This window comes from Gracilibacillus orientalis (genome assembly GCF_900114645.1).
Taxonomy (GTDB): Bacteria; Bacillota; Bacilli; order Bacillales; family Amphibacillaceae; genus Gracilibacillus; species Gracilibacillus orientalis.
This window is the reverse complement of record NZ_FOTR01000002.1, coordinates 244,557-263,815: the sequence shown is the minus strand read 5'-3', so window position 1 is coordinate 263,815 and position 19,259 is coordinate 244,557. Positions and strand designations below refer to the sequence as shown.

Below are 19,259 nucleotides of genomic sequence, written 5' to 3'. Positions count from 1 at the left end.
TGAAGGAGAATGTGGTATGAAACCAATTATAGTAGGAGTCGGAGGTCCAGTTGGTTCTGGTAAAACCTCTCTCGTCGAAAAGTTAACACAAACAATGGTCGACCAATATAGTGTTGCGGTCATTACCAATGATATTTATACGAAAGAAGATGCACAATTTTTGATTAAAAAAGGTATTTTATCAGAAGATCGCATTATCGGTGTGGAAACAGGAGGATGTCCACACACTGCCATTCGTGAAGATGCATCGATGAATTTTGAGGCAATTGACGAATTAAAACGTCGCTTCGATGATCTTGATATTATTCTATTGGAAAGTGGTGGCGATAATTTATCAGCAACATTCAGTCCAGAGTTGGTAGACGGCTATATCTATGTGATTGATGTGGCAGAGGGTGGCGATATTCCGAGAAAAGGCGGCCCTGGTGTAACAAGATCAGACCTTTTACTCGTTAATAAAATTGATCTGGCACCGTATGTCGAAGTAGATCTGGATAAAATGAAAATAGATGCAAAAGAAGCACGTAAAGAGCGTCCGTTTGTTTTTACCAATGTAAAAAAAGGTGACGGTGTTCCCGAAGTAATACAGTGGATTCAACATGCAATGTTACTAGAAGGAAGCGAAGTATCGTAAATGAATGGGAAACTGGATCTTCATTTTGCAATGCGCAATCAAAAAACGATTATGAAGGATGTCTATTATCAACCGCCGCTGAAAGCGAGTAGAGGTTTGTATGTTGATAATCCAGACAATATCACGGTTTATTTAATGGAATCTTCAGGAGGACTGGTAGCCGGAGATAGGAATGCATATAGTGTGCGTTTAGACGAGCGTACTAATGTAACTCTTCATCCCCAGGCTGCCACGAAAGTGTATCCTGCCTATAATGGTAGCCCAAGTAGGCAACAAGTAGAAATCGAATTAGCGGAACAAGCCTCTTTAACGTGGGAAAGAGAAGAAGTTATTCCTTTTGCCGAAAGTGAATTCCACAGTCATACGACCATAAATATGAAAGAAAACAGTCGTTTTTACTGGCAAGAAATTTTATATCCAGGACGGGAAAAACGAGGGGAACGGTTCACGTTTGATAAGTGTCACACTCAATTAGAAGTGTGGATGGAGGATGACTGTCTTGTTTATGATGGCTTGCGCTTTGAGCCAAGTAAACAAGATGTGAAACATTTTGGAGTAATGGGAGATTATCATTATATTGCAAGTGTCTGGTTAATAGACAAAGAAATAGAACTGGATGAGGAAAAATGGAATCATTCATCAGCGGATCATCAGGTAAGTATCACCAGATTGCGTGATGCCGGCTATTTAGTGCGTTTTTTATCAAATGATTTACCACGAATCAAAAAAGAAATGGATCAATTGGGAAGGAAAAGCTAGCAGTTCATGTATGACTGCTAGCTTTTCCTGTTGTTGAATAAAATTGGAACCATCATATTCTTGGTTAGTCTAAAAAGGTTTGGTAATCATCAGAAGGATAATGATTAACAGCAACGTGTTTTCGATATACTCTACACGCAGCAGTTTCTGTACATTTTCATGATAAGCTGCGGGAATGGTTTCAAGACTTGAATCAGCAATTAGTTCCTTAATTGGAGCCATAAACTTTTTGAGAAGTGTTGGTCCCAACGAAAGCGCGATAAAGTAGAGCACCAAACTAGAAAGATACCACCCTTGCTGAAAAAGAATGGGGTTGATCGCGCCCATTAAAAGTCCGGTTAGTAAAACAAGTATGCCACCGATCATCACATAAATATGTACTTTTGCTTTTAACGCGAAAGCATGTCTGATTTCAGGTAGACTTTTAGCAGATTTCACAATAGTTGTCAGCACAAATCCAGGTCCAATCCCGACTATAGCAGAAAAAATATGAATGATAACAAGCCAAGTATATATTAATTGCACTCGATCACCTACTTACTTTCATTATAAAGTAATAATACCACAATTTAATTGATAACTTTATAAAAAAAAAAGACTTGGCAACAAAAAACGCCAAGTCTTATCAATTGATGGCGAGAAAACAAGGGTATCTCGCCAATAGCACAACAATTATTTATCACGGTGCTAACCGTCTGTAAGACCTCACTGATCATAGTCTCACTTTATTTAGGAGGTTGTGTTAGCTCTTCACCATTTTTCCCTTGGTAACGTAACCCCCAACTTGTTAATGCTGCAACTAGCATAACAATGACAAGGAACCAACCTTGGAATACAAATGGGAAAACTGCTGTTGGTGAAACTGACGGTAGCCATTCATATGTTTCCTGCATCATATTGATGGTGGACCAACCAAGCAACACTGGTGCCCCCCAAGGGAAAATATATCCTAAAGCAGAAGTGATAGCATCTAGCATATTCGCACGACGGTAACTGTGGATCTTATATTTTTCACCTATTTCCCGAACAAAAGGTGCCGCTGCAATTTCGGCAGCTGTATTAATTGTAATCGCACTGTTTAATAGAGCAACAATCGCCCACATGGAAACTTCAGCACGTCGAACAGAGTTTTTAATCCATTTAACAAGTGCGGAGGTAATGACCTGCATCGTACCACCAAGCCGTAATAAATGCGCGGCGGCTACAATTAATAAAATCAGAATTGCCATATTAATATACCCGACAATACCATTAATAAGTGCACCTTCTACAATATTATCTGAATCAGGATTAAAACGAATGACATCACTAAACGAACCTATCGGGAATAATACCAGCATTACTACTGCAACTAGGATTCCCCATGTTAAAGAAGTAATAATATGGTGACCTGATATTGCTAAAAACAGTACCACACCAAACGGTATGAGCATTACTAACCCATTTGGATTAGTGGAAGCCTCAATGCTTGCTTGATTTTCCATTGAACCGCCGCCTCCAAATATAATAAAGAGAATTAATGTTGGAATAGCGGCAATAACTGCATATTTAAAACGACTTTTCACAACACCTGGTACATCAGCATCTTGAGTTGTCGCCGATACAATTGTTGTATCTGAAACAGGTGCAAGGTTATCCCCGAATACTGCTCCAGCAAGAATCGCTGCAAATAAAATGGTAGGATCTGCTCCAGTTGCAACTCCAGCTGGAAACATTAAGGTACAAAAAGCAACCGTTGTACCATAACCAGTACCAACCGCAGTGGAGAATATGGCAGCTAATAAGAAGGTCAATCCGACAAAAAGTCCTCCTGTAAACCCGGTAATCATCCCGATCCAGACAAGACCTTCCACCAATCCTCCGACTTGTAATACTTGAGCAAACATTCCTGCATAAAACCATGCAACCATTGCTACTACACCAATTGGTTGGGCTAGTCCATCAAATAATCCTTGCGCATAATCCGCCCATTTGCTTTTACAAAAAAATAATCCTAAGGTAATTCCAAAAATCGCGCCAAGAACAAGGCCAATTTCAGAAGATAATTGTAATACACTAGTTGTAATCGCCCATATGACGAAAAATAATAAAGGAACTGCTGCGCCAAATGCGCCTAAGCGAAAATCTAATTTGTCAATTTTAGAGTTTCCTGTTGCACGTGATAATTCGCTATCTTCCCTCATCGTGATTCCCCTCCTTCTCTTATATAAAAAGCCTTTAATATTGTATCATATTTAAATAACTAATAAGTAAAATTTTTTTCTGTTCATTTCAATCGAAATGATTACGATTTATTTCGCCGGATTGATTCTAGAATTCTATTTATGACATAGAAATAGTGGTAGATGAAGACAAAAAGGAGTATATTATGAGAAAAAGTTTCCCTTCGTTGATTATTGATTCTGCTATTTTATTACTATTTGCTATAGTCGCATATGTTTTTTCCTTTAGTGATAACTTCTCGATTATGGAGTTACCAGATTCTTTTTATCATATGAATACGATTTTTTTAAGTATTTTGATAGAAGCATTACCATTCATTTTAATAGGTGTACTGATTGCTGGATTTATTCAAATATTTATAACAGAAGATCAGTTAAAAAAATGGATTCCCAAGAATAAATATGCTGCTGTTTTTATGAGTTGTGTCGTTGGTGGTCTTTTCCCTGCTTGTGAATGTGGGATAGTTCCGATTGTTAAAAGGTTGATTGCCAAAGGCGTACCAATATATGCAGGGATAGGATTTTTATTAACAGGACCTTTAATCAATCCAATTGTTATCTTTTCCACTTATATGGCGTTCGGAAATGATTTCGAGATGGCTCTTTTGCGAATGGGAGCAGGGTTTGTCATTGCATTGCTGATCGGTATTATCATCAGCTTTCTCTTTCAAACTAATCAACTACAATCACATGTGACAACAGGAGCCATATGTCATGCTCACTCTACAAATTCATCTTTTCTAGAGAAAGCGGGCAAAACATTATTACATGCAGTGGACGAGTTTTTTGATATGGGAAAATACTTAATTATTGGTGCTTTCTTAGCATCTTTTGTACAAGTGTATGTCTCTACCAACATGCTAGTAAGTATTGGTGATGGTCATGTAACTTCTCTTATAGTTATGATGGGACTAGCGTATTTACTATCATTATGTTCTGAGGCAGATGCTTTTATCGGAGCATCCTTCTCCAATGTATTTCCAAAATCGTCTATTTTAGGTTTTCTCATTTATGGGCCAATGATAGATTTAAAAAATACATTGATGATGTTAAGTGTGTTCAGAACCAAGTTTGTATTCACTTTTGTTGGAATCGTGACTTTCACAGTATTTATTGTTATCAGTCTGTTACAAGGCTTTAACTAAGGAGGTTGCCACATGAAAATAAATGGACAACAGCTATTACGCGCTACGATTCTTTTGTTTTTCACTATCTTTATTTTTCGATTACATGTCAGTGGCGACATCTTAAAATTGATTAATCCCAAATATGAAACATTAAGTCAATTAGGAGCATCACTATTTTTATTATTATTTCTCATTCAAATGCATCGGGTGTTTACATTTGGAGGAAAAAACGAACACCACCATCACGAGGAAGGCGATGGACATCATCATGATCATGGAGATCAACCGATAAACTTAAAAAAAAGTGTAAGCTATATCATCATTTTTTTTCCGGTTGCAACGGGTATCCTTTTACCGTTAGCAAGTTTGGATGCATCAATTGCGAAAAATAAAGGATCAACCTTAGCGATTACAGGTCAAGCGGTGTCTGAATCTGAAGAGTCATCTCAAGAAGAGCAACAACTATCTGATGACGATGTTAATCAGATTGACCCAAATGTCTATAAAAATAAAATTACAAAAGATGAGTATGATCAGTTGCTTACAGATATTTTCCAACAATCACGAATTGATATGAATGAAACACTTTTTTCTACGTATTATCAACAAATAATGCAAAATCCAGAACAATTGCAAGGAACAAAGGTAACATTATCAGGATTCGTATATCGAGAAGAAGATTTTTCACCACAGCAATTCGTGATGGGGCGTTTTCTTATTACACATTGTGTGGCAGATGCCAGTTTAATTGGTTTTATGATGGAGTTTGACCAAGCGGTTAATATCGAAGATGATACATGGCTAGAAGTGACAGGAACGATTCAACTAACGGAATATCAAGGCTCTCAATTGCCGATTGTTCAAATAGAGAATATGGAAACAATAATTGAGCCGGATCAGCCATATGTATATCCAATAAATATTGTTATGGTTGAATAGGAAAATTTAATAAGGGTCAGTGATGATACGATCACTGATCCTTATTTTAATTTGTAAAAAAGTCAAATCCTAATGCGGTTGAAATGCCCAAAGCTAATGACCAAGCACCGATACTGAATGTCGACCATATTAAGGTTTTTTGTTTTGTTGCACCTAATGTCATGCCGATAAAGGCAGTAATATGGGATCCGATTAAGATGGGGCCTAGCATAATCAAGCCTGGCAGACCGTATTTATTCCAAATGGTGCGTGCTCTACCTTCGCGTTTGGTTTGCCTTTTATCTTTCCTTTTTGCCTGCCATTGTTTGAATTTATCAAAACCGAAAATCAAGGCTAATATGGTTGCCATATTTCCGAGGAATGCAGCAATAATAACAAGCGTAGGATTTAACCCTGATAAAATACCAAGTGGAATTACGAGGATAATTTCAAACCAGGGCACTGCAGCACCTAAAAAAATAAGTAGATATTCTAACATTCTGTCATTCTCCTTTCATGAAAAAAGTTGATGTTTTTATAACATCAACTTTCGAAGCTATGAAACTACTGCAAATTCACTTGCTAATCGATCACAAAATTTTTTGCAACGATGAAGATCTTCCTCTTGCGGTGTTAGTTCTACTTTTAAAGTAACTGCAAGATTTGTATGAACGTAAAGCATATCTCTAAAAATATCAACCGCTCCACAATAATAAGGGTAGAAGCTATCTCCTGTTCCAAATATACCAGTCGTAATATGTTTTACCTCTTCATCTTCGAACGCCTCAAAGACTTCTTCCATTTCCAGTGGCAGTTCACCGTTGTCCCATGAATAGGTACCGACTGTGACGATATCATAGTTGTGCAACTGTTCTGGATGGAACTCATCAACAGGAATCAGGTCTGTTTCGATAGTATACTTACTCATATTTTCACAAATTATTTCTGCCAGAGTAGAGGTATTACCTGTAACAGATGAATAAATAATCGCAGCTTTCATACAAAAAAGCCTCCTTATTATAGTTCGTCGAAGCCGTTAGATGATGATACTTTGGTATAGGTACGAGATTTTTGCTCGAAAAAGTCTGATTTAGTTTCATTCATCATTTCATCACTAAAAACATGAATCCATTCCATTGGATTATCACGTTCAGGATAAAAGTTATCTAAGCCGATTTGACGGAAACGTTTGTTAGCTAAATACTCTACGTAGCTATGGAATTCACCGATATCAATTCCTTCAATATCTTTTAAAATGTAATCTGCCCATTCTTTTTCCAACTGAACTGCTTTATCAACCGTTTGATAAACATATTGAATATTTTCTTTTGTATTAAGTTCCGGGTTTTCAGTAAGCAGGATACGAACAAACTGAGATACGAAATAAGCGTGCTGCATTTCATCACGTTGAATATAGCTGATCATTGTACTAGTTTTTAACATTTTTTGCTTGCGTGCCAAATGATAGAAGAAGGCGAACCCTGCATAAAAGTAGATACCTTCTAAATTAATAGAGTTAATAGCTAATTCAAATAAGCGTTGTGGTGTCGGATTTTCACGGAATGCTTCATAGCTATCGAGGATCAACTGATTTCTCTTACGGACCATTGGATCTTCCTTAGCCTGGTCAAAACGCTCATTTTGCTCACGTAAAGGTACAATAGAACTTAAAATGTAAGAATAGGATTCATTATGCACCGCTTCTTGCTGTGAAATAACAGCGAATATCGCTTTAAAGCTGGAATCTGTTACATAGTCCATCACATGTGTCATCGTTGGTGTTTGCAGACTGTCAAGTGATGCCAGTTGTGTATTAATACGTAAGAAAATATCTTTTTCCGTCTCGGATAAGCTATCCCATTGTTTGATGTCATCCTGCATATTGATTTCTTGTGCTTTCCAAAAGTTTGCCAGTAATGTCTGATATAAGTCATACATTTGCGGATAAGCAATGTCATTCCAGTTTAATAACCCTGAAGATTCACCGTTAATAATTCCGGTAGCTTTATTTGGATAGGTAGGATTTAATAGTTTAATTTTTGATAAAGATTGATCAACTTGTGTCATTTACAGTTCCTCCCACATAGGATAAAAATATTGATGGTGGATGCCGTGAGCAAATTCTTCACAACGGCATCCAATATATAATGTTCATATATTTGTTTCGTGATCAACTATGGCATGCTTCACATTCATCGATTTCTGTTTGGGAAGTACTGCGAACATAATACGTTGTTTTTAGATTGTTTTCCCATGCTGCAATGTGTAAGTTTAATAACTCTTTCGCTTTTATATCATGACGTACATAGAAGTTAAAGCTGATCGCTTGATCAATGTGACGTTGTCTTTTTGCGTTTTGTCTAATACTCCATATTTGATCCAATTCGTGACGTGCACGACGGTAATAGTTGTATGTTACATGATCTAAGTCTGGTGCAGTAACTTTAAATTTGAAGTTTTTCTTTTCTTCCGCAAATTCGACTGCGTATAGTGGATCAATACCATCAGTTGAGCCACCAATTTTGGCAGTAGAAGAGTTTGGTGCTACAGCCATTAACCAGCCGTTACGAACACCGTTGGCTGCCACATCTTCGCGCAACTTATTCCAGCGATCTGAATGATAGTCTCTTCTGTCGAAATAAACTCCTGTTTGCCATTCAGAGCCTTCAAATTCAGAGTAAGCACCTTTTTCTTTTGCTAATTCCATGGATGCTTTAATGGTGTAATAAGCGATATCTTCGTAAACTTTATCAGCATACTCGACAGCTTCTTCTGATTCCCAATGTATTTTCTCTAATGCAAGCAGGTGATGCCAGCCGAAAGTACCAAGACCCACAGCACGATATTTTTTATTTGTTACCTGTGCCTGACCGACTGAAATTGTATTTAAATCAATTACATTGTCTAACATGCGAACTTGTATAGAAATTAATCGATCCAATACTTCTTTTCTAACTGCATTTGGTAAGTTAACGGATGATAAATTACATACAACAAAATCACCTGGTTTACGAACAATAACGATGTTACCTTCTTCATCTTGATATTCTTTTGTGATTGTTGTCGGTGACATGTTTTGTGCAATTTCTGTACATAAGTTACTGCAATAAATAGATGTTTTACCAATACCACGTTTATGTTTGTTCGGGTTTTGGCGATTGACTTCGTCACGGTAGAACATATATGGTGTCCCAGTTTCTAGTTGGGCGACCATAATACGTGCCATGATATCCATTGCACGGTACGTTTTTCTAGGAAGTAACGAATGATTCACAGCTTCCCAGTATTTTTCCGTAAAATATTTATTGTCTTTTTCATCATAAAAGTCCTCAAGCCCGAGTGGATCACCATTTTCGTCTTTCCAGCCCATCATTTGTTTAACTTGATGTGGACAGAAGGTGTGCCATTCGCCGATACTTTTTCCTTGTGCATCTGTTTCTTGTAATTGCTCCATAAATAAATCTGGAATAGATACACCGGTAAATATATCGTGTGCTTTACGACGTTCATCACCATTATTGGTCTTTAAATCTAAGAAACCGTTCATAATGTCTTTATGGAAAGCATCTAAATAGATCGCCACGGCACCTTGGCGTTGCCCGAGTTGATCTACACTGACTGCTGTATCATTCACTAAACGAATCCACGGTACAATACCAGATGAATTGCCTTTAAATCTCTTAATATCTGATCCTAGCGCACGAACTTTACCGTAATAAATGCCGATTCCGCCGCCATCTTTACTAAGACGGGCAATATCCCAGTTATTTAAATAAATGCCGTCTAATGAATCGTCTACAGTGTCAATGAAGCAGGAAGACAGCTGACCATAGCTTTTACCTGCATTGGATAAGGTTGGTGTTGCAACAGTCATATATAGGTTACTTAATGCCCAATAAGCTTCTTTCACTAATTCGAGACGTTTTTCAGGTGCTTCATTTTGCATTAATGTCATCGCAATAATCATAAATCGTTCTTGTGGTAACTCAAATAAATTACGATCATGATCTCTTGCTAAATAACGATCAGCTAATAGAAATAGTCCAATATAGTTAAAAAAAGAATCCTTTTCCGGATCAATTGCATTTTGTAGTTGATCCATTTCTTCTTTGCTATAATGAGTAAGGATATCGGTACTGTAGATACCTTTATCCGTTAGTACCTGAATTAGGTTATGTAAATCGCCGTATTTTTGAGCGGGATCATACCCACGATTTTGTGCTGCTTCATCGTACATTTGAGTTAAATGAAAATGAGCCGCAACAAAAGTCCATTTTGATTGATCCATAGAGATTCGGTTCAATGAATAGAATAAAGCTTCTTGTGTTGCGTCTTTGTCAGATTTTGTAGATTCTTCGATACGTTGTTGAATATCCTTCGTATCTAATCCATACTTTTCTTCAGCATCTTGTAATGCTTTGGTGACTGATTGTTTAATAGATTTAACTTCTGTTGTCATGAAAAAACCTCCAAATATAAAATAAAAGCGCTCATTATGGAGCGATTAAATGCTAAACTATATATGTTATAAACAAAACTGCGAAAAATTAGGTTATCACAGTATTGATGTCGTCAATACAATATATAGATGTTTTTGATTTAATAATCATCTATATATTGTATTTTATCTCATAAGCTGATTTTTGACAACCAAAATATTTGTGTAAAAATCATTGAGATCTATTTAAACTATTACAGAAAAGTTGATGCAGAGAGTTTTAATATATATGATTGGGACCTAAGTATCAAATTTTAGAAACTATACTTGTGCAAAAAATAGTAAAAAAATGGTGTGATTAAAATAATATCGAAAAATGACATAAGCGGAAGTCGAAATATAAGGTTTTACTGTATATGGCTATCAGTATTATTACGAAAAATTAAAGCGAATTAGGATAAGAAATAATAATTGAGGTGATTATAATGGCTACTTTTGATGATTTTACAAAGTTAGATGTACGAATTGGTACAGTAATAGAAGCAGAAGATTTCAAAGAAGCAAGAAAACCAGCCTTGAAGTTGAAAATAGATTTTGGTGAGATTGGTGTGAAACAATCGTCAGCACAAATTACGAAAAGGTATAATCCGGAACAGTTAATTGGACGACAAGTAGCTGCAGTAGTTAATTTTTCGCCGTTACGAATTGCCGGCTTTAAATCAGAGGTATTGGTATTGGGCGGAGTACCGGGAGCTGATGATGTAGTTTTGCTCAGACCGGATGAAACAGTGGAAAACGGAACAAAAATATCATAAAAGATTATAAATAAGAACTAAAGTACTTAGGAGAATGAAGAAGATGAACTCTTTACAAGTATTGTTTATGTCATTATTTGTTATGATTGTGTTAGCGGTGTTTAGTTTTCTAGTTCCTGATTTTAACTATAAGTCGATTGTTTTTGTTATTTTGAGCGGTGTGTCAACTTTAATAGGTGCTATGTTGTCGTTTGTGATTATTAAAGATAAAGAGTCATAATATATATGTAAATGATTAGCAATAGAGACACTCACGATGTATGACGTGGGTGTCTTTATTATCATGAAAGAAAATGGGGTGCCTGTCTAACTCCGAGTGCCCAAAAACTAGGCGACTTCCCGGTTCGCATGCTTACCGTGACTTCTTTCTAGACGGGCGCACTAAGCTTTCTTGCAAGTAAAGAAAGCATACAATCATTGGTATCAAAACTAATAGCTCTTATTGCATCAAACGAAATGGGGTTAGTTCATAGGTCGTTCCTTGTATATATTGGGTTTGATCGGTGCCTGCAACAGTATGAATTCAGGGTTAACCAAAATAACTACTATTATAATAATAAACCCAGATAACAATAAATCTATTAAGAATGAGGAAATATGTGTTTTTTTAAATTGATATAACTGACAAATCTCAAGAGAGAGGCAGAAGATTTGTCACAAAAATTGATATAACTGACAAATCTCAAGAGAGAGGCTGAGGATTTGTCACAAAAACTGTTATAACTGACAAATCTCAAGAGAGAGGCTGAAGATTTGTCACAAAAACTGTTATAACTGACAAATCTCAAGAGAGGTTAAAGATTTGTCACAAAAAAACCAGGCCCGTGCTTGTAAGGTCCTCACTCTCCCTAAAAACATAAGCAGGATCGACCTCTGAAAACTTATCTCCATTTAAGAAGGCATTGAAAATTATTAATATGAAGCTTTCCATATTACAATAATATATATATATCTAACTTTATGTAATATATATATTGCATAAAGTTAGATATTATGTATAATAAAAGTATAACAATTACTGGGAGGTAAGATGATGAACTTATTTAAAAATAAAATCCAGGATGAACGAGTCGTTAATGAGCAAAACAAGATTTATCGAGAAATTTACCTTTTAATCTATATCATTTGTTTAGCTTCGGTGATCTGCAAATTTTTTGTTTACGGCTACTTTGAGATGGAGCATGTGGCTACTGAAATGATTATATTTCTTGTGGCAGGGATTTATTATGGTGTTCGTGCATCGCAAAAAGGACTTTTTTCTGCTGAAGTAGAACTGCATGACAATAAAAGTAAGTGGAGTTATCAGACTAAAACCCTTACTTCAGGGATCGTAATAGGAGTTTTATTAGGACTGTTTTTTGGACTTAATAGCGCATACAGCTATGCAGACAGTCAATCACAGGCGATTTACTATTTCTTCATTACGTTTGTGGCATCAATGATGTTTTATATTCCTATACTTGTACTAGTACTGGCGATAAGTTATTCATCTGCGAAAAAGCAAAGCGATAAAGCAGTGGAAAAACAGCTAGAGGATGAAGAATGATGAAAAATCTCAAGCTGAAAGTAGCAAGGGTGGAGCACGATTTGTCTCAGGCGGAACTAGCTAAAAAAGTTGATGTTACGAGGCAAACGATTGGTTTAATTGAACAAGGGAAATATAATCCTAGTCTGCAGTTGTGTATTTCAATTTGTAAAACATTAAATAAAACGTTAGATGATTTGTTTTGGCAAGAAGAAGACTAAGTGCATGACGCACTTAGTCTTGATTTTGTTGATATTGAATTTTATGCAAGCGTGCGAACACGCCGTCCTTAGCTAAAAGCTCCTGGTAGTTGCCTTCTTCGGCAATACCATCATTTGTTACTACGACTACACGATCAGCGTCTTTAATCGTTGCTAGTCGGTGTGCAATCACTAATGTCGTACGGTTTTCTACAAGTTGATCCAGTGATTGTTGAATCATTCGTTCTGTTTCGGTATCTAATGCCGATGTTGCTTCATCCAATATTAATATAGGTGGATTTTTTAAGAATGTACGAGCAATCGCTAATCGTTGTTTTTGACCACCTGACAATTTTAGGCCTCGCTCACCGATTTGGGTATCATATCCATCTGGTAAATCAGCAATAACCTGATCCAAATGTGCTTTTTTCGCAGCATTGATAATCTCTTCATCTGTTGCTTGATGATTTCCATAGGCGATATTTTCCCGGACAGTTCCAGTAAAAAGGAAGACGTCCTGTTGCACGATACCGATTTGTGAACGTAAGGATTTTTTCGTCATTTTCTGAATATCGATCCCATCTATCGTAATCGCACCGTCATTCACATCATAAAACCTAGGGATCAACGAACAAATCGTCGTTTTCCCTGCACCGGAAGGACCTACAAATGCGACAGTTTCCCCAGGATTGATTTGCAAATTAATATTTTCCAATACTTGTTGGTGACCGTCATAGGAAAAGGCGACTTGATTAAACTGGATATTACCTGTAAGCTTGTCCACTTCGATTGCATTTGGGTCATCTTTAATATCTGGTTCTTTCGCCAGAAGTTCCTGGAAGCGGCGGAATCCAGCCATTCCTTTAGGATACAATTCCAGTAACGCACTGATTTTATCTATTGGTTTAATTAATACATTGGTATAAAGAACAAAACTGACTAATTCTCCATACTTTAAGTCCCCATTAAAGGTTAACCATGCTCCGACGACAAGGACGGTGACAGTAAGGAAGCGAGTCATCATATAAATACTTGAATGTGTTCCAGCCATGACTTTGTATGCTTTGACTTTTGCTTTGCGAAACAAACCGTTATCACGATTGAATCGTTTTAATTCAAAATCTTCATTTGTAAAAGATTGCACGACTCTTACGCCAGATACCGCATCTTCAACACGGGCATTAACACCGGCAATGTTGTGGTACATCTGGTGCCATGCTTTGTTCATGGCGATATTACAGAAAGTTACCAAAGCAACTAGCAGCGGTACCATCACTAATGCAATCAATGCAAGTGTCGGATTAATGGTGAACATTATCCAAAATGCTCCGGTAAAGGTCATAATCGCAATGAAAAAGTCCTCCGGTCCATGGTGTGCCAATTCACCGATATCAAATAAGTCGTTTGTGATACGGCTCATAATATGACCTGTTTTCGTGTTATCAAAAAAACGAAATGATTGGCGCTGTACGTGTGAAAATAACTGCTCACGCATGTCTGTTTCAATGTTAATCCCGAGTTTGTGTCCCAAGTAACTGACGACATATTGCAAGAAGGTACTTAGTAGATAGACTGCAAATAATAAGATACTGACTGTTACAATCAGATTCCATTCACGTTCAGGTAATAATTCATCTATTAGCCATTGAACAGCAATCGGAAAAGCTAGCTCTAAGATTGCTACGATGACAGCGCTAGAAAAATCAATCATAAACAGTCGTCTATGTGGTTTATAATAAGAAAAAAACTGCTTTAACATGTTAGTAATACTCCTTTTTTGTTATTGACTAACATATTATAGCAGATTTTTTTCAAACTAGCCTATTATAAAAAGTTCTTCTTAATGCCTGATCTGCCTCCTTCGGTATAATGCTGAGGAATACGCTGTGTTTTTTCCAGTTCTAATTGATACTGATAGCGTGCTGCTTGAAAGGCTTGACGTAAAATCCATAAGCCAAACAGGGCTTGTATTATGACTGCTGCCATGAACCAATCTGTAGGAAGAAAGCTTGTAACAACTACAGCGAATACGATTTGGAGCAACAGTAAGCCCCAATGCATCAGCAATACAATGAAGCTCGCTGTCAAAATAGCAATGATAAGAAACGACTCCATAAACATTTCTCATTCCTTTCGACTTGTAATATAGATCAATTCCTCTGCTTATCACAATAGAGAGAGGATGAACTTACTATTATTATGGTTTCATATGGTGGCAAGTATTCTATGGAGATGTTCACTACTTATTATGAAAAATGGTGAAATACGTCACTTGGAATTGGTTAACTTACTATTCTTTTGCTATGTCACTCTCTTTGGTATAATAAGTGGGAAATTAGTGTGAAGGAGATTGTCATGACAACCATTAATGATATTGCAAAACTAGCTAACGTATCACGCTCTACGGTTTCCCGTCACCTTAATAAGAATGGATATGTAAGTCAGGAAGCTCAAGAACGCATCGATAAAGTCATCCAAGAGACCAGTTATTTACCTAGTCAATCAGCAAAATCATTACGTACCAAAAAAACGGGTGTTATTGGAGTGATTTTACCCAAAATTAGTACTGAAACTGCCAGTCGAGTTGTTGATGGTATTAATCAAATGCTGCAAGAAAATGATTATCAAATGCTACTGACTCAAACTTCATTAGACAAGGATAAAGAAATAGCTTTTATAAAATTATTGCAATCACGGAATGTCGACGGAGTTATTTTGTTGGGAACTAATACAGATGAAGCACTTGTTAACGAAATCCAAAAAGCGGATGTTCCCGTCGTTGTGCTGGGGCAGAACATGCCATCGACTACTTCGATCAGTTATCCGGATTACAATGCAACAGTAGAAATGATCACCTACATGTTAGAGAATGGTTACCGTGATATCAGCTTTATTGGAGTACCTGAGGATGATCCGGCAGTAGGAATTTTAAGAAAAAAAGCATATATAGATACGTTAAAGAAGTATAACCTCCCGATATTAGAAGAACGTATGGCGTTTGGTGATTTTAGTATTGAGTCTGGTTATGACGCCATGCAAACGATAATGATGCATTCATCACAGCCAAATGCAGTCTTTGTCGTAACCGATAATATGGCAGTAGGAGCAATGCAATATTTAAAAGAAAATCATTATAGCATTCCAAAAGATATAGGAATGGCGACAACAGGGGTATCACGTTTATCGAAATACATAGAGCCGGTGTTAACAACGATTGATTTTCAAAATGAAGATGCAGGTATCGCCATCACTCGTCTACTAATGGAAAAATTAAACGGTTACAATAAAACAAAAAAATTAACTCATACCTATAGACGATTGTCAGGAAATAGTTTATAATCTGTTGTAACGAATGTGTGAGATCGATCCCATATCATTCGTTATTATTTTTAGCTTTTGTGGAATCGATTCCACCTTTTTATGAAATTAAGAGGAGGTTTTTATAATGGCGAGTAATGAAGAAATTGCAAAGCAGGTCATCGAGGCGATTGGTGGAGAAGAAAACGTTCAATCAATCGCTCACTGTGCAACGAGACTACGTGTGATGGTTCATGACCGTGAGCAAGTTAATGTAGATGCGGTAGAGGAAATAGATAAAGTAAAGGGAGCTTTCTATAACTCGGGTCAATATCAAATCATTTTCGGAACAGGTACTGTTAACAGAATTTATGAAGCAATTAATAACCTAGGTGTAACTAGTACTTCAAAATCTGAAATGAAAGAAGAAGCAAAAAAGCAGGGAACTACCTTTCAACGAGCGATCCGTACATTCGGTGATGTTTTTGTACCAATTATTCCGGTACTTGTTGCAACCGGTTTATTTATGGGATTACGCGGATTGATCACACAGGAACAAATCTTAGTATTATTTGGTCTGACACCAGATAGTATTTCGGAAAACTTTTTATTATTTACAGAGGTATTAACAGATACAGCATTTGTCTTCTTACCGGCACTGGTTGCATGGTCAACCTTTAAAGTGTTTGGTGGAACACCAGTCATCGGTTTAGTACTCGGGTTAATGCTTGTATCTCCTTCTTTACCTAATGCGTGGGTAGTGGCAGAAGGTGCTGCCGAGCCACTTTACTTTTTAGGCTTTATTCCGGTAATTGGCTATCAAGGGTCTGTCTTACCAGCTTTCTTTGCAGGATTAATCGGGGCTAAAGTCGAAAAGTTTTTCCGTAAACGTGTTCCGGAATCATTGGACTTAATCTTAACTCCTTTTCTGGTATTATTAATTATGATTATATTGTCATTATTTGCGTTAGGACCAATTCTTCACTTAGTGGAAAATTGGATCTTTGACGGCACGATCGCATTACTGGAATTACCACTTGGACTTAGTGGCTTAATCATTGGATTTTTCCACCAAATCATTGTAATCACAGGGGTTCATCATATATTTAACTTTTTGGAAATTCAATTGTTAGAAAATCTGAATTACAATCCGTTTAACCCAATTATTACAGCTTCAATCGCAGCCCAAGGTGGTGCGGCACTAGCTGTTGGTGTTAAATCTAAGCAAAAGAAAATGAAGGCATTAGCATACCCTTCAGCATTATCCGCATTTTTAGGAATTACTGAACCAGCTATTTTCGGTGTAAACCTACGCCATGGTAAACCGTTCATCATGGGGTTAGTCGCTGGTGGTATTGCCGGTTTCCTTGCAACCATAGTTAATTTAAAAGCAACAGGAATGGCAATTACAGTAATTCCGGGAACATTGCTTTATTTAAATGAACAATTATTCTTATATATTTTAGTGAACCTCGTGGCGATTGGTATCGCATTTGGTTTAACTTACTTCTTTGGGTATAAAGAAGATAAATAAAAAGAAGTGGCTGGGACAGAAGTACTTGAATTAGGCCAAAACACGAACATCAAGTTGGATGTTCGTGTTTATTGTTCCTTGGAAAAGTATCATTCTTCCTTGGAAAAATGATTATTTCCAAGGAACAGAAGTACTTTTCCAAGGAAGATAAAGAGGATTCCAAGGAAGCGATGCACTTTTCCAAGGAACAGAAAGAGAATTCCAAGGAAGAAGCAACAAGCACAGAAGGTAGAGCATTGTTCTGTTCAAATGAGTAAGAGTATCTAATTTATGTTTTTGTCCCACCTTCTTTTCTATATAAATGAATGATCTTATGGACAAAAGAAAGGCAAATTAAGTTGAATTGTCCGTAAGAATGAATCTCACGAAAAAAAGATATTCAAAATGGAGAAGGAGTTATCGAATGGAGAAAGATCAAGTATTACGTCAAAAAGCACAACAGGAAGTAGAAAAGCATCAGGAGACTGTCACCTGTGACCCTTATCTACCTTCCTATCATATTGCCCCACCAGTAGGTTTGATCAATGATCCAAATGGGTGGATTCAATGGAATGGTACTTATCATCTTTTCTATCAATGGATGCCATTCAAAACTGAGCATGGTGCTAAGTTCTGGGGGCATCTCTCTTCCGCGAATTTAGTTGATTGGAAGCAGGAACCGATAGCATTAACACCAAGCGCTTGGTTCGATAAGGATGGGTGTTATTCTGGAAGTGCGATCTCACATGATGGTCAGTTGAAGCTTTTTTATACTGGTAATGTAAAAAATAATGATATTCGTGAAACGTACCAATGTTTAGCTACTTCAACTGATGGCATTCATTTTGATAAAAAAGGGGTGCAGATTGAACTCCCGGATGGGTTCACTGCTCATTTTCGTGACCCAAAGGTATGGGAACAGGACGGTAAGTTTTATATGGTAATCGGGGCACAGACAGTAGAACAAAAAGGTTCTGTTGTCTGGTATGAGTCGAATAACCTTCAAGATTGGGAGTTTCAAGGGATTCTGGCAGACGGCTTCGGATATATGTGGGAGTGCCCGGACTTTTTTCCACTCAACGGAGAAGACGTACTTCTTTTTTCCCCACAAGGGTTAGAAGCAGACGGTATTCATTATCGCAATCTTTTCCAAAGTGGTTATGTGATCGGGAACTGGAAAGAGCGGTTTGAGTTCGGATATTTTACTGAACTTGATCGTGGTTTCGAGTTTTATGCACCACAAACGACCTTAGATGAGAAAGGTCGGCGCTTGTTATTTGGCTGGATAGGGGTTCCTGATCAGAAGGAGGAATATCATCCAACGAAAAAGAATCAGTGGATTCATCAACTAACATTGCCTCGGGAATTAGAATTAAAAAACGGCAAAATTTATCAAAAGCCGGTAGAAGAACTTACCGATTTACGAGATGAATTGCTAGTAAATGAATACGGCCCGATGACCAAAATGATTCCCAGAGCAAGTGAAATTATATTAGATGAAATTACTGGTAAAAAAGGATATATTACGATATTCGATTATGCTACAATAGATTTTAATAAAACAAATCGAACTATAACATTAACACGACCAGCATTCGACAATAGTGAGAAGGAAGAACGAGTGGGGATTTTCGAAAGTAAGTTAAACAATATTCGGATTTTTATTGACCACTCTTCACTTGAAGTATTTATCAATGATGGAGAACTTGTCTTTACCTCACGTATGTTTGCTGATACTTCGATTGCAACAGTAGAGGTACAAGCACAAGGAAAGCTGTCATTATGGTCGTTAAAGCAAAAGTTTTAGGGAG

20 protein-coding genes are annotated in these 19,259 nt (G+C 37.0%); 12 read left to right on the top strand and 8 right to left on the bottom strand.

What is annotated here, in order from left to right:
- Nucleotides 1-16 precede the first annotated feature (16 nt).
- Complete coding sequence (gene ureG / locus BM121_RS04735; protein WP_091481856.1) at nt 17-634, top strand: urease accessory protein UreG; 618 nt, start codon at nt 17-19, stop codon at nt 632-634.
- Complete coding sequence (locus tag BM121_RS04730; RefSeq protein WP_091481853.1) at nt 635-1,393, top strand: urease accessory protein UreD; 759 nt, start codon at nt 635-637, stop codon at nt 1,391-1,393. It begins immediately after the preceding gene.
- 69 nt (nt 1,394-1,462) lie between these two features.
- Here the strand turns inward: BM121_RS04730 and BM121_RS04725 are convergent, their stop codons facing one another.
- Both BM121_RS04725 and BM121_RS04720 read right to left on the bottom strand, forming a co-directional pair.
- Nucleotides 1,463-1,918: a DUF2269 family protein gene (locus tag BM121_RS04725; RefSeq protein ID WP_091481851.1), complete on the bottom strand. Its 456-nt coding sequence runs from the start codon at nt 1,916-1,918 to the stop codon at nt 1,463-1,465.
- A gap of 200 nt (nt 1,919-2,118) precedes the next feature.
- On the bottom strand, nt 2,119-3,576 hold the full coding sequence (locus BM121_RS04720) for a Na+/H+ antiporter NhaC family protein (RefSeq protein WP_091481848.1): 1,458 nt from the start codon (nt 3,574-3,576) through the stop codon (nt 2,119-2,121).
- Between the two features lie 185 nt (nt 3,577-3,761).
- Here BM121_RS04720 and BM121_RS04715 point away from each other — a divergent pair, with 185 nt between their 5' ends.
- A complete protein-coding gene (locus tag BM121_RS04715) occupies nt 3,762-4,760 on the top strand; it encodes a permease (protein ID WP_091481846.1) in 999 nt (332 codons plus the stop codon).
- A 12-nt stretch (nt 4,761-4,772) separates the two neighbouring features.
- The gene (locus BM121_RS04710; protein WP_091481843.1) at nt 4,773-5,681 is read left to right on the top strand and encodes a TIGR03943 family putative permease subunit; all 909 of its coding nucleotides are present in this window, start codon (nt 4,773-4,775) and stop codon (nt 5,679-5,681) included.
- A gap of 46 nt (nt 5,682-5,727) precedes the next feature.
- On the opposite strand, the gene BM121_RS04705 is transcribed toward BM121_RS04710, so the two are convergent.
- From BM121_RS04705 to BM121_RS04690, 4 genes are all read right to left on the bottom strand, one after another.
- The gene (locus tag BM121_RS04705; protein WP_091481840.1) at nt 5,728-6,159 is read right to left on the bottom strand and encodes a small multi-drug export protein; all 432 of its coding nucleotides are present in this window, start codon (nt 6,157-6,159) and stop codon (nt 5,728-5,730) included.
- Between the two features lie 57 nt (nt 6,160-6,216).
- Nucleotides 6,217-6,660 carry a flavodoxin domain-containing protein gene (locus tag BM121_RS04700; protein ID WP_091481836.1) on the bottom strand — a complete coding sequence of 148 codons (444 nt, stop codon included), beginning with the start codon at nt 6,658-6,660 and terminating at the stop codon, nt 6,217-6,219.
- 17 nt (nt 6,661-6,677) lie between these two features.
- A complete protein-coding gene (locus BM121_RS04695; protein WP_091481834.1) occupies nt 6,678-7,727 on the bottom strand; it encodes a ribonucleotide-diphosphate reductase subunit beta in 1,050 nt (349 codons plus the stop codon).
- A gap of 103 nt (nt 7,728-7,830) precedes the next feature.
- Entirely contained in the window at nt 7,831-10,119 is a 2,289-nt protein-coding gene (locus tag BM121_RS04690) for a ribonucleoside-diphosphate reductase subunit alpha (protein WP_091481831.1), read from the bottom strand.
- A gap of 464 nt (nt 10,120-10,583) precedes the next feature.
- Here BM121_RS04690 and csaA point away from each other — a divergent pair, with 464 nt between their 5' ends.
- The 4 genes from csaA (at nt 10,584) to BM121_RS04670 (ending at nt 12,659) form a co-directional block, all read left to right on the top strand.
- On the top strand, nt 10,584-10,913 hold the full coding sequence (gene csaA, locus BM121_RS04685; protein WP_091481828.1) for a chaperone CsaA: 330 nt from the start codon (nt 10,584-10,586) through the stop codon (nt 10,911-10,913).
- A 43-nt stretch (nt 10,914-10,956) separates the two neighbouring features.
- Complete coding sequence (locus tag BM121_RS04680) at nt 10,957-11,133, top strand: hypothetical protein (RefSeq protein ID WP_245780734.1); 177 nt, start codon at nt 10,957-10,959, stop codon at nt 11,131-11,133.
- 813 nt (nt 11,134-11,946) lie between these two features.
- Nucleotides 11,947-12,459, top strand: coding sequence for a DUF6773 family protein (locus BM121_RS04675; RefSeq protein ID WP_091481822.1), 513 nt, complete (start codon nt 11,947-11,949; stop codon nt 12,457-12,459).
- Nucleotides 12,459-12,659 (top strand): helix-turn-helix transcriptional regulator, encoded by a 201-nt coding sequence (locus BM121_RS04670; RefSeq protein ID WP_281244813.1) that lies wholly within the window; start codon nt 12,459-12,461, stop codon nt 12,657-12,659. Before BM121_RS04675 ends, BM121_RS04670 begins: the two co-directional genes overlap by 1 nt.
- Before the next feature lie 13 nt (nt 12,660-12,672).
- Here BM121_RS04670 and BM121_RS04665 read toward each other — a convergent pair whose 3' ends face one another.
- Nucleotides 12,673-14,397, bottom strand: a complete 1,725-nt coding sequence (locus BM121_RS04665; RefSeq protein ID WP_091481817.1) for an ABC transporter ATP-binding protein — start codon at nt 14,395-14,397, stop codon at nt 12,673-12,675.
- Nucleotides 14,398-14,462: 65 nt separating this feature from the next.
- Entirely contained in the window at nt 14,463-14,753 is a 291-nt protein-coding gene (locus tag BM121_RS04660; protein WP_091481814.1) for a hypothetical protein, read from the bottom strand.
- 240 nt (nt 14,754-14,993) lie between these two features.
- Here BM121_RS04660 and BM121_RS04655 point away from each other — a divergent pair, with 240 nt between their 5' ends.
- The 4 genes from BM121_RS04655 (at nt 14,994) to BM121_RS04640 (ending at nt 19,255) form a co-directional block, all read left to right on the top strand.
- Nucleotides 14,994-15,977 (top strand): LacI family DNA-binding transcriptional regulator, encoded by a 984-nt coding sequence (locus BM121_RS04655; RefSeq protein WP_091481812.1) that lies wholly within the window; start codon nt 14,994-14,996, stop codon nt 15,975-15,977.
- Between the two features lie 106 nt (nt 15,978-16,083).
- On the top strand, nt 16,084-17,469 hold the full coding sequence (locus BM121_RS04650; protein WP_091481809.1) for a sucrose-specific PTS transporter subunit IIBC: 1,386 nt from the start codon (nt 16,084-16,086) through the stop codon (nt 17,467-17,469).
- Between the two features lie 71 nt (nt 17,470-17,540).
- Complete coding sequence (locus BM121_RS04645) at nt 17,541-17,726, top strand: hypothetical protein (RefSeq protein WP_091481807.1); 186 nt, start codon at nt 17,541-17,543, stop codon at nt 17,724-17,726.
- 146 nt (nt 17,727-17,872) lie between these two features.
- Entirely contained in the window at nt 17,873-19,255 is a 1,383-nt protein-coding gene (locus tag BM121_RS04640; RefSeq protein WP_091481804.1) for a glycoside hydrolase family 32 protein, read from the top strand.
- Nucleotides 19,256-19,259 lie beyond the last annotated feature (4 nt).

Coding starts and splice junctions, on each gene's coding strand:
- ureG (WP_091481856.1), top strand. CDS start 17: ATGAAACCAATTATAGTAGGAGTCGGAGGTCCAGTTGGTTCTGGTAAA.
- BM121_RS04730 (WP_091481853.1), top strand. CDS start 635: ATGAATGGGAAACTGGATCTTCATTTTGCAATGCGCAATCAAAAAACG.
- BM121_RS04720 (WP_091481848.1), bottom strand. CDS start 3,576: ATGAGGGAAGATAGCGAATTATCACGTGCAACAGGAAACTCTAAAATT.
- BM121_RS04715 (WP_091481846.1), top strand. CDS start 3,762: ATGAGAAAAAGTTTCCCTTCGTTGATTATTGATTCTGCTATTTTATTA.
- BM121_RS04710 (WP_091481843.1), top strand. CDS start 4,773: ATGAAAATAAATGGACAACAGCTATTACGCGCTACGATTCTTTTGTTT.
- BM121_RS04705 (WP_091481840.1), bottom strand. CDS start 6,159: ATGTTAGAATATCTACTTATTTTTTTAGGTGCTGCAGTGCCCTGGTTT.
- BM121_RS04700 (WP_091481836.1), bottom strand. CDS start 6,660: ATGAAAGCTGCGATTATTTATTCATCTGTTACAGGTAATACCTCTACT.
- BM121_RS04695 (WP_091481834.1), bottom strand. CDS start 7,727: ATGACACAAGTTGATCAATCTTTATCAAAAATTAAACTATTAAATCCT.
- BM121_RS04690 (WP_091481831.1), bottom strand. CDS start 10,119: ATGACAACAGAAGTTAAATCTATTAAACAATCAGTCACCAAAGCATTA.
- csaA (WP_091481828.1), top strand. CDS start 10,584: ATGGCTACTTTTGATGATTTTACAAAGTTAGATGTACGAATTGGTACA.
- BM121_RS04680 (WP_245780734.1), top strand. CDS start 10,957: ATGAACTCTTTACAAGTATTGTTTATGTCATTATTTGTTATGATTGTG.
- BM121_RS04675 (WP_091481822.1), top strand. CDS start 11,947: ATGAACTTATTTAAAAATAAAATCCAGGATGAACGAGTCGTTAATGAG.
- BM121_RS04670 (WP_281244813.1), top strand. CDS start 12,459: ATGAAAAATCTCAAGCTGAAAGTAGCAAGGGTGGAGCACGATTTGTCT.
- BM121_RS04665 (WP_091481817.1), bottom strand. CDS start 14,397: ATGTTAAAGCAGTTTTTTTCTTATTATAAACCACATAGACGACTGTTT.
- BM121_RS04660 (WP_091481814.1), bottom strand. CDS start 14,753: ATGGAGTCGTTTCTTATCATTGCTATTTTGACAGCGAGCTTCATTGTA.
- BM121_RS04655 (WP_091481812.1), top strand. CDS start 14,994: ATGACAACCATTAATGATATTGCAAAACTAGCTAACGTATCACGCTCT.
- BM121_RS04650 (WP_091481809.1), top strand. CDS start 16,084: ATGGCGAGTAATGAAGAAATTGCAAAGCAGGTCATCGAGGCGATTGGT.
- BM121_RS04640 (WP_091481804.1), top strand. CDS start 17,873: ATGGAGAAAGATCAAGTATTACGTCAAAAAGCACAACAGGAAGTAGAA.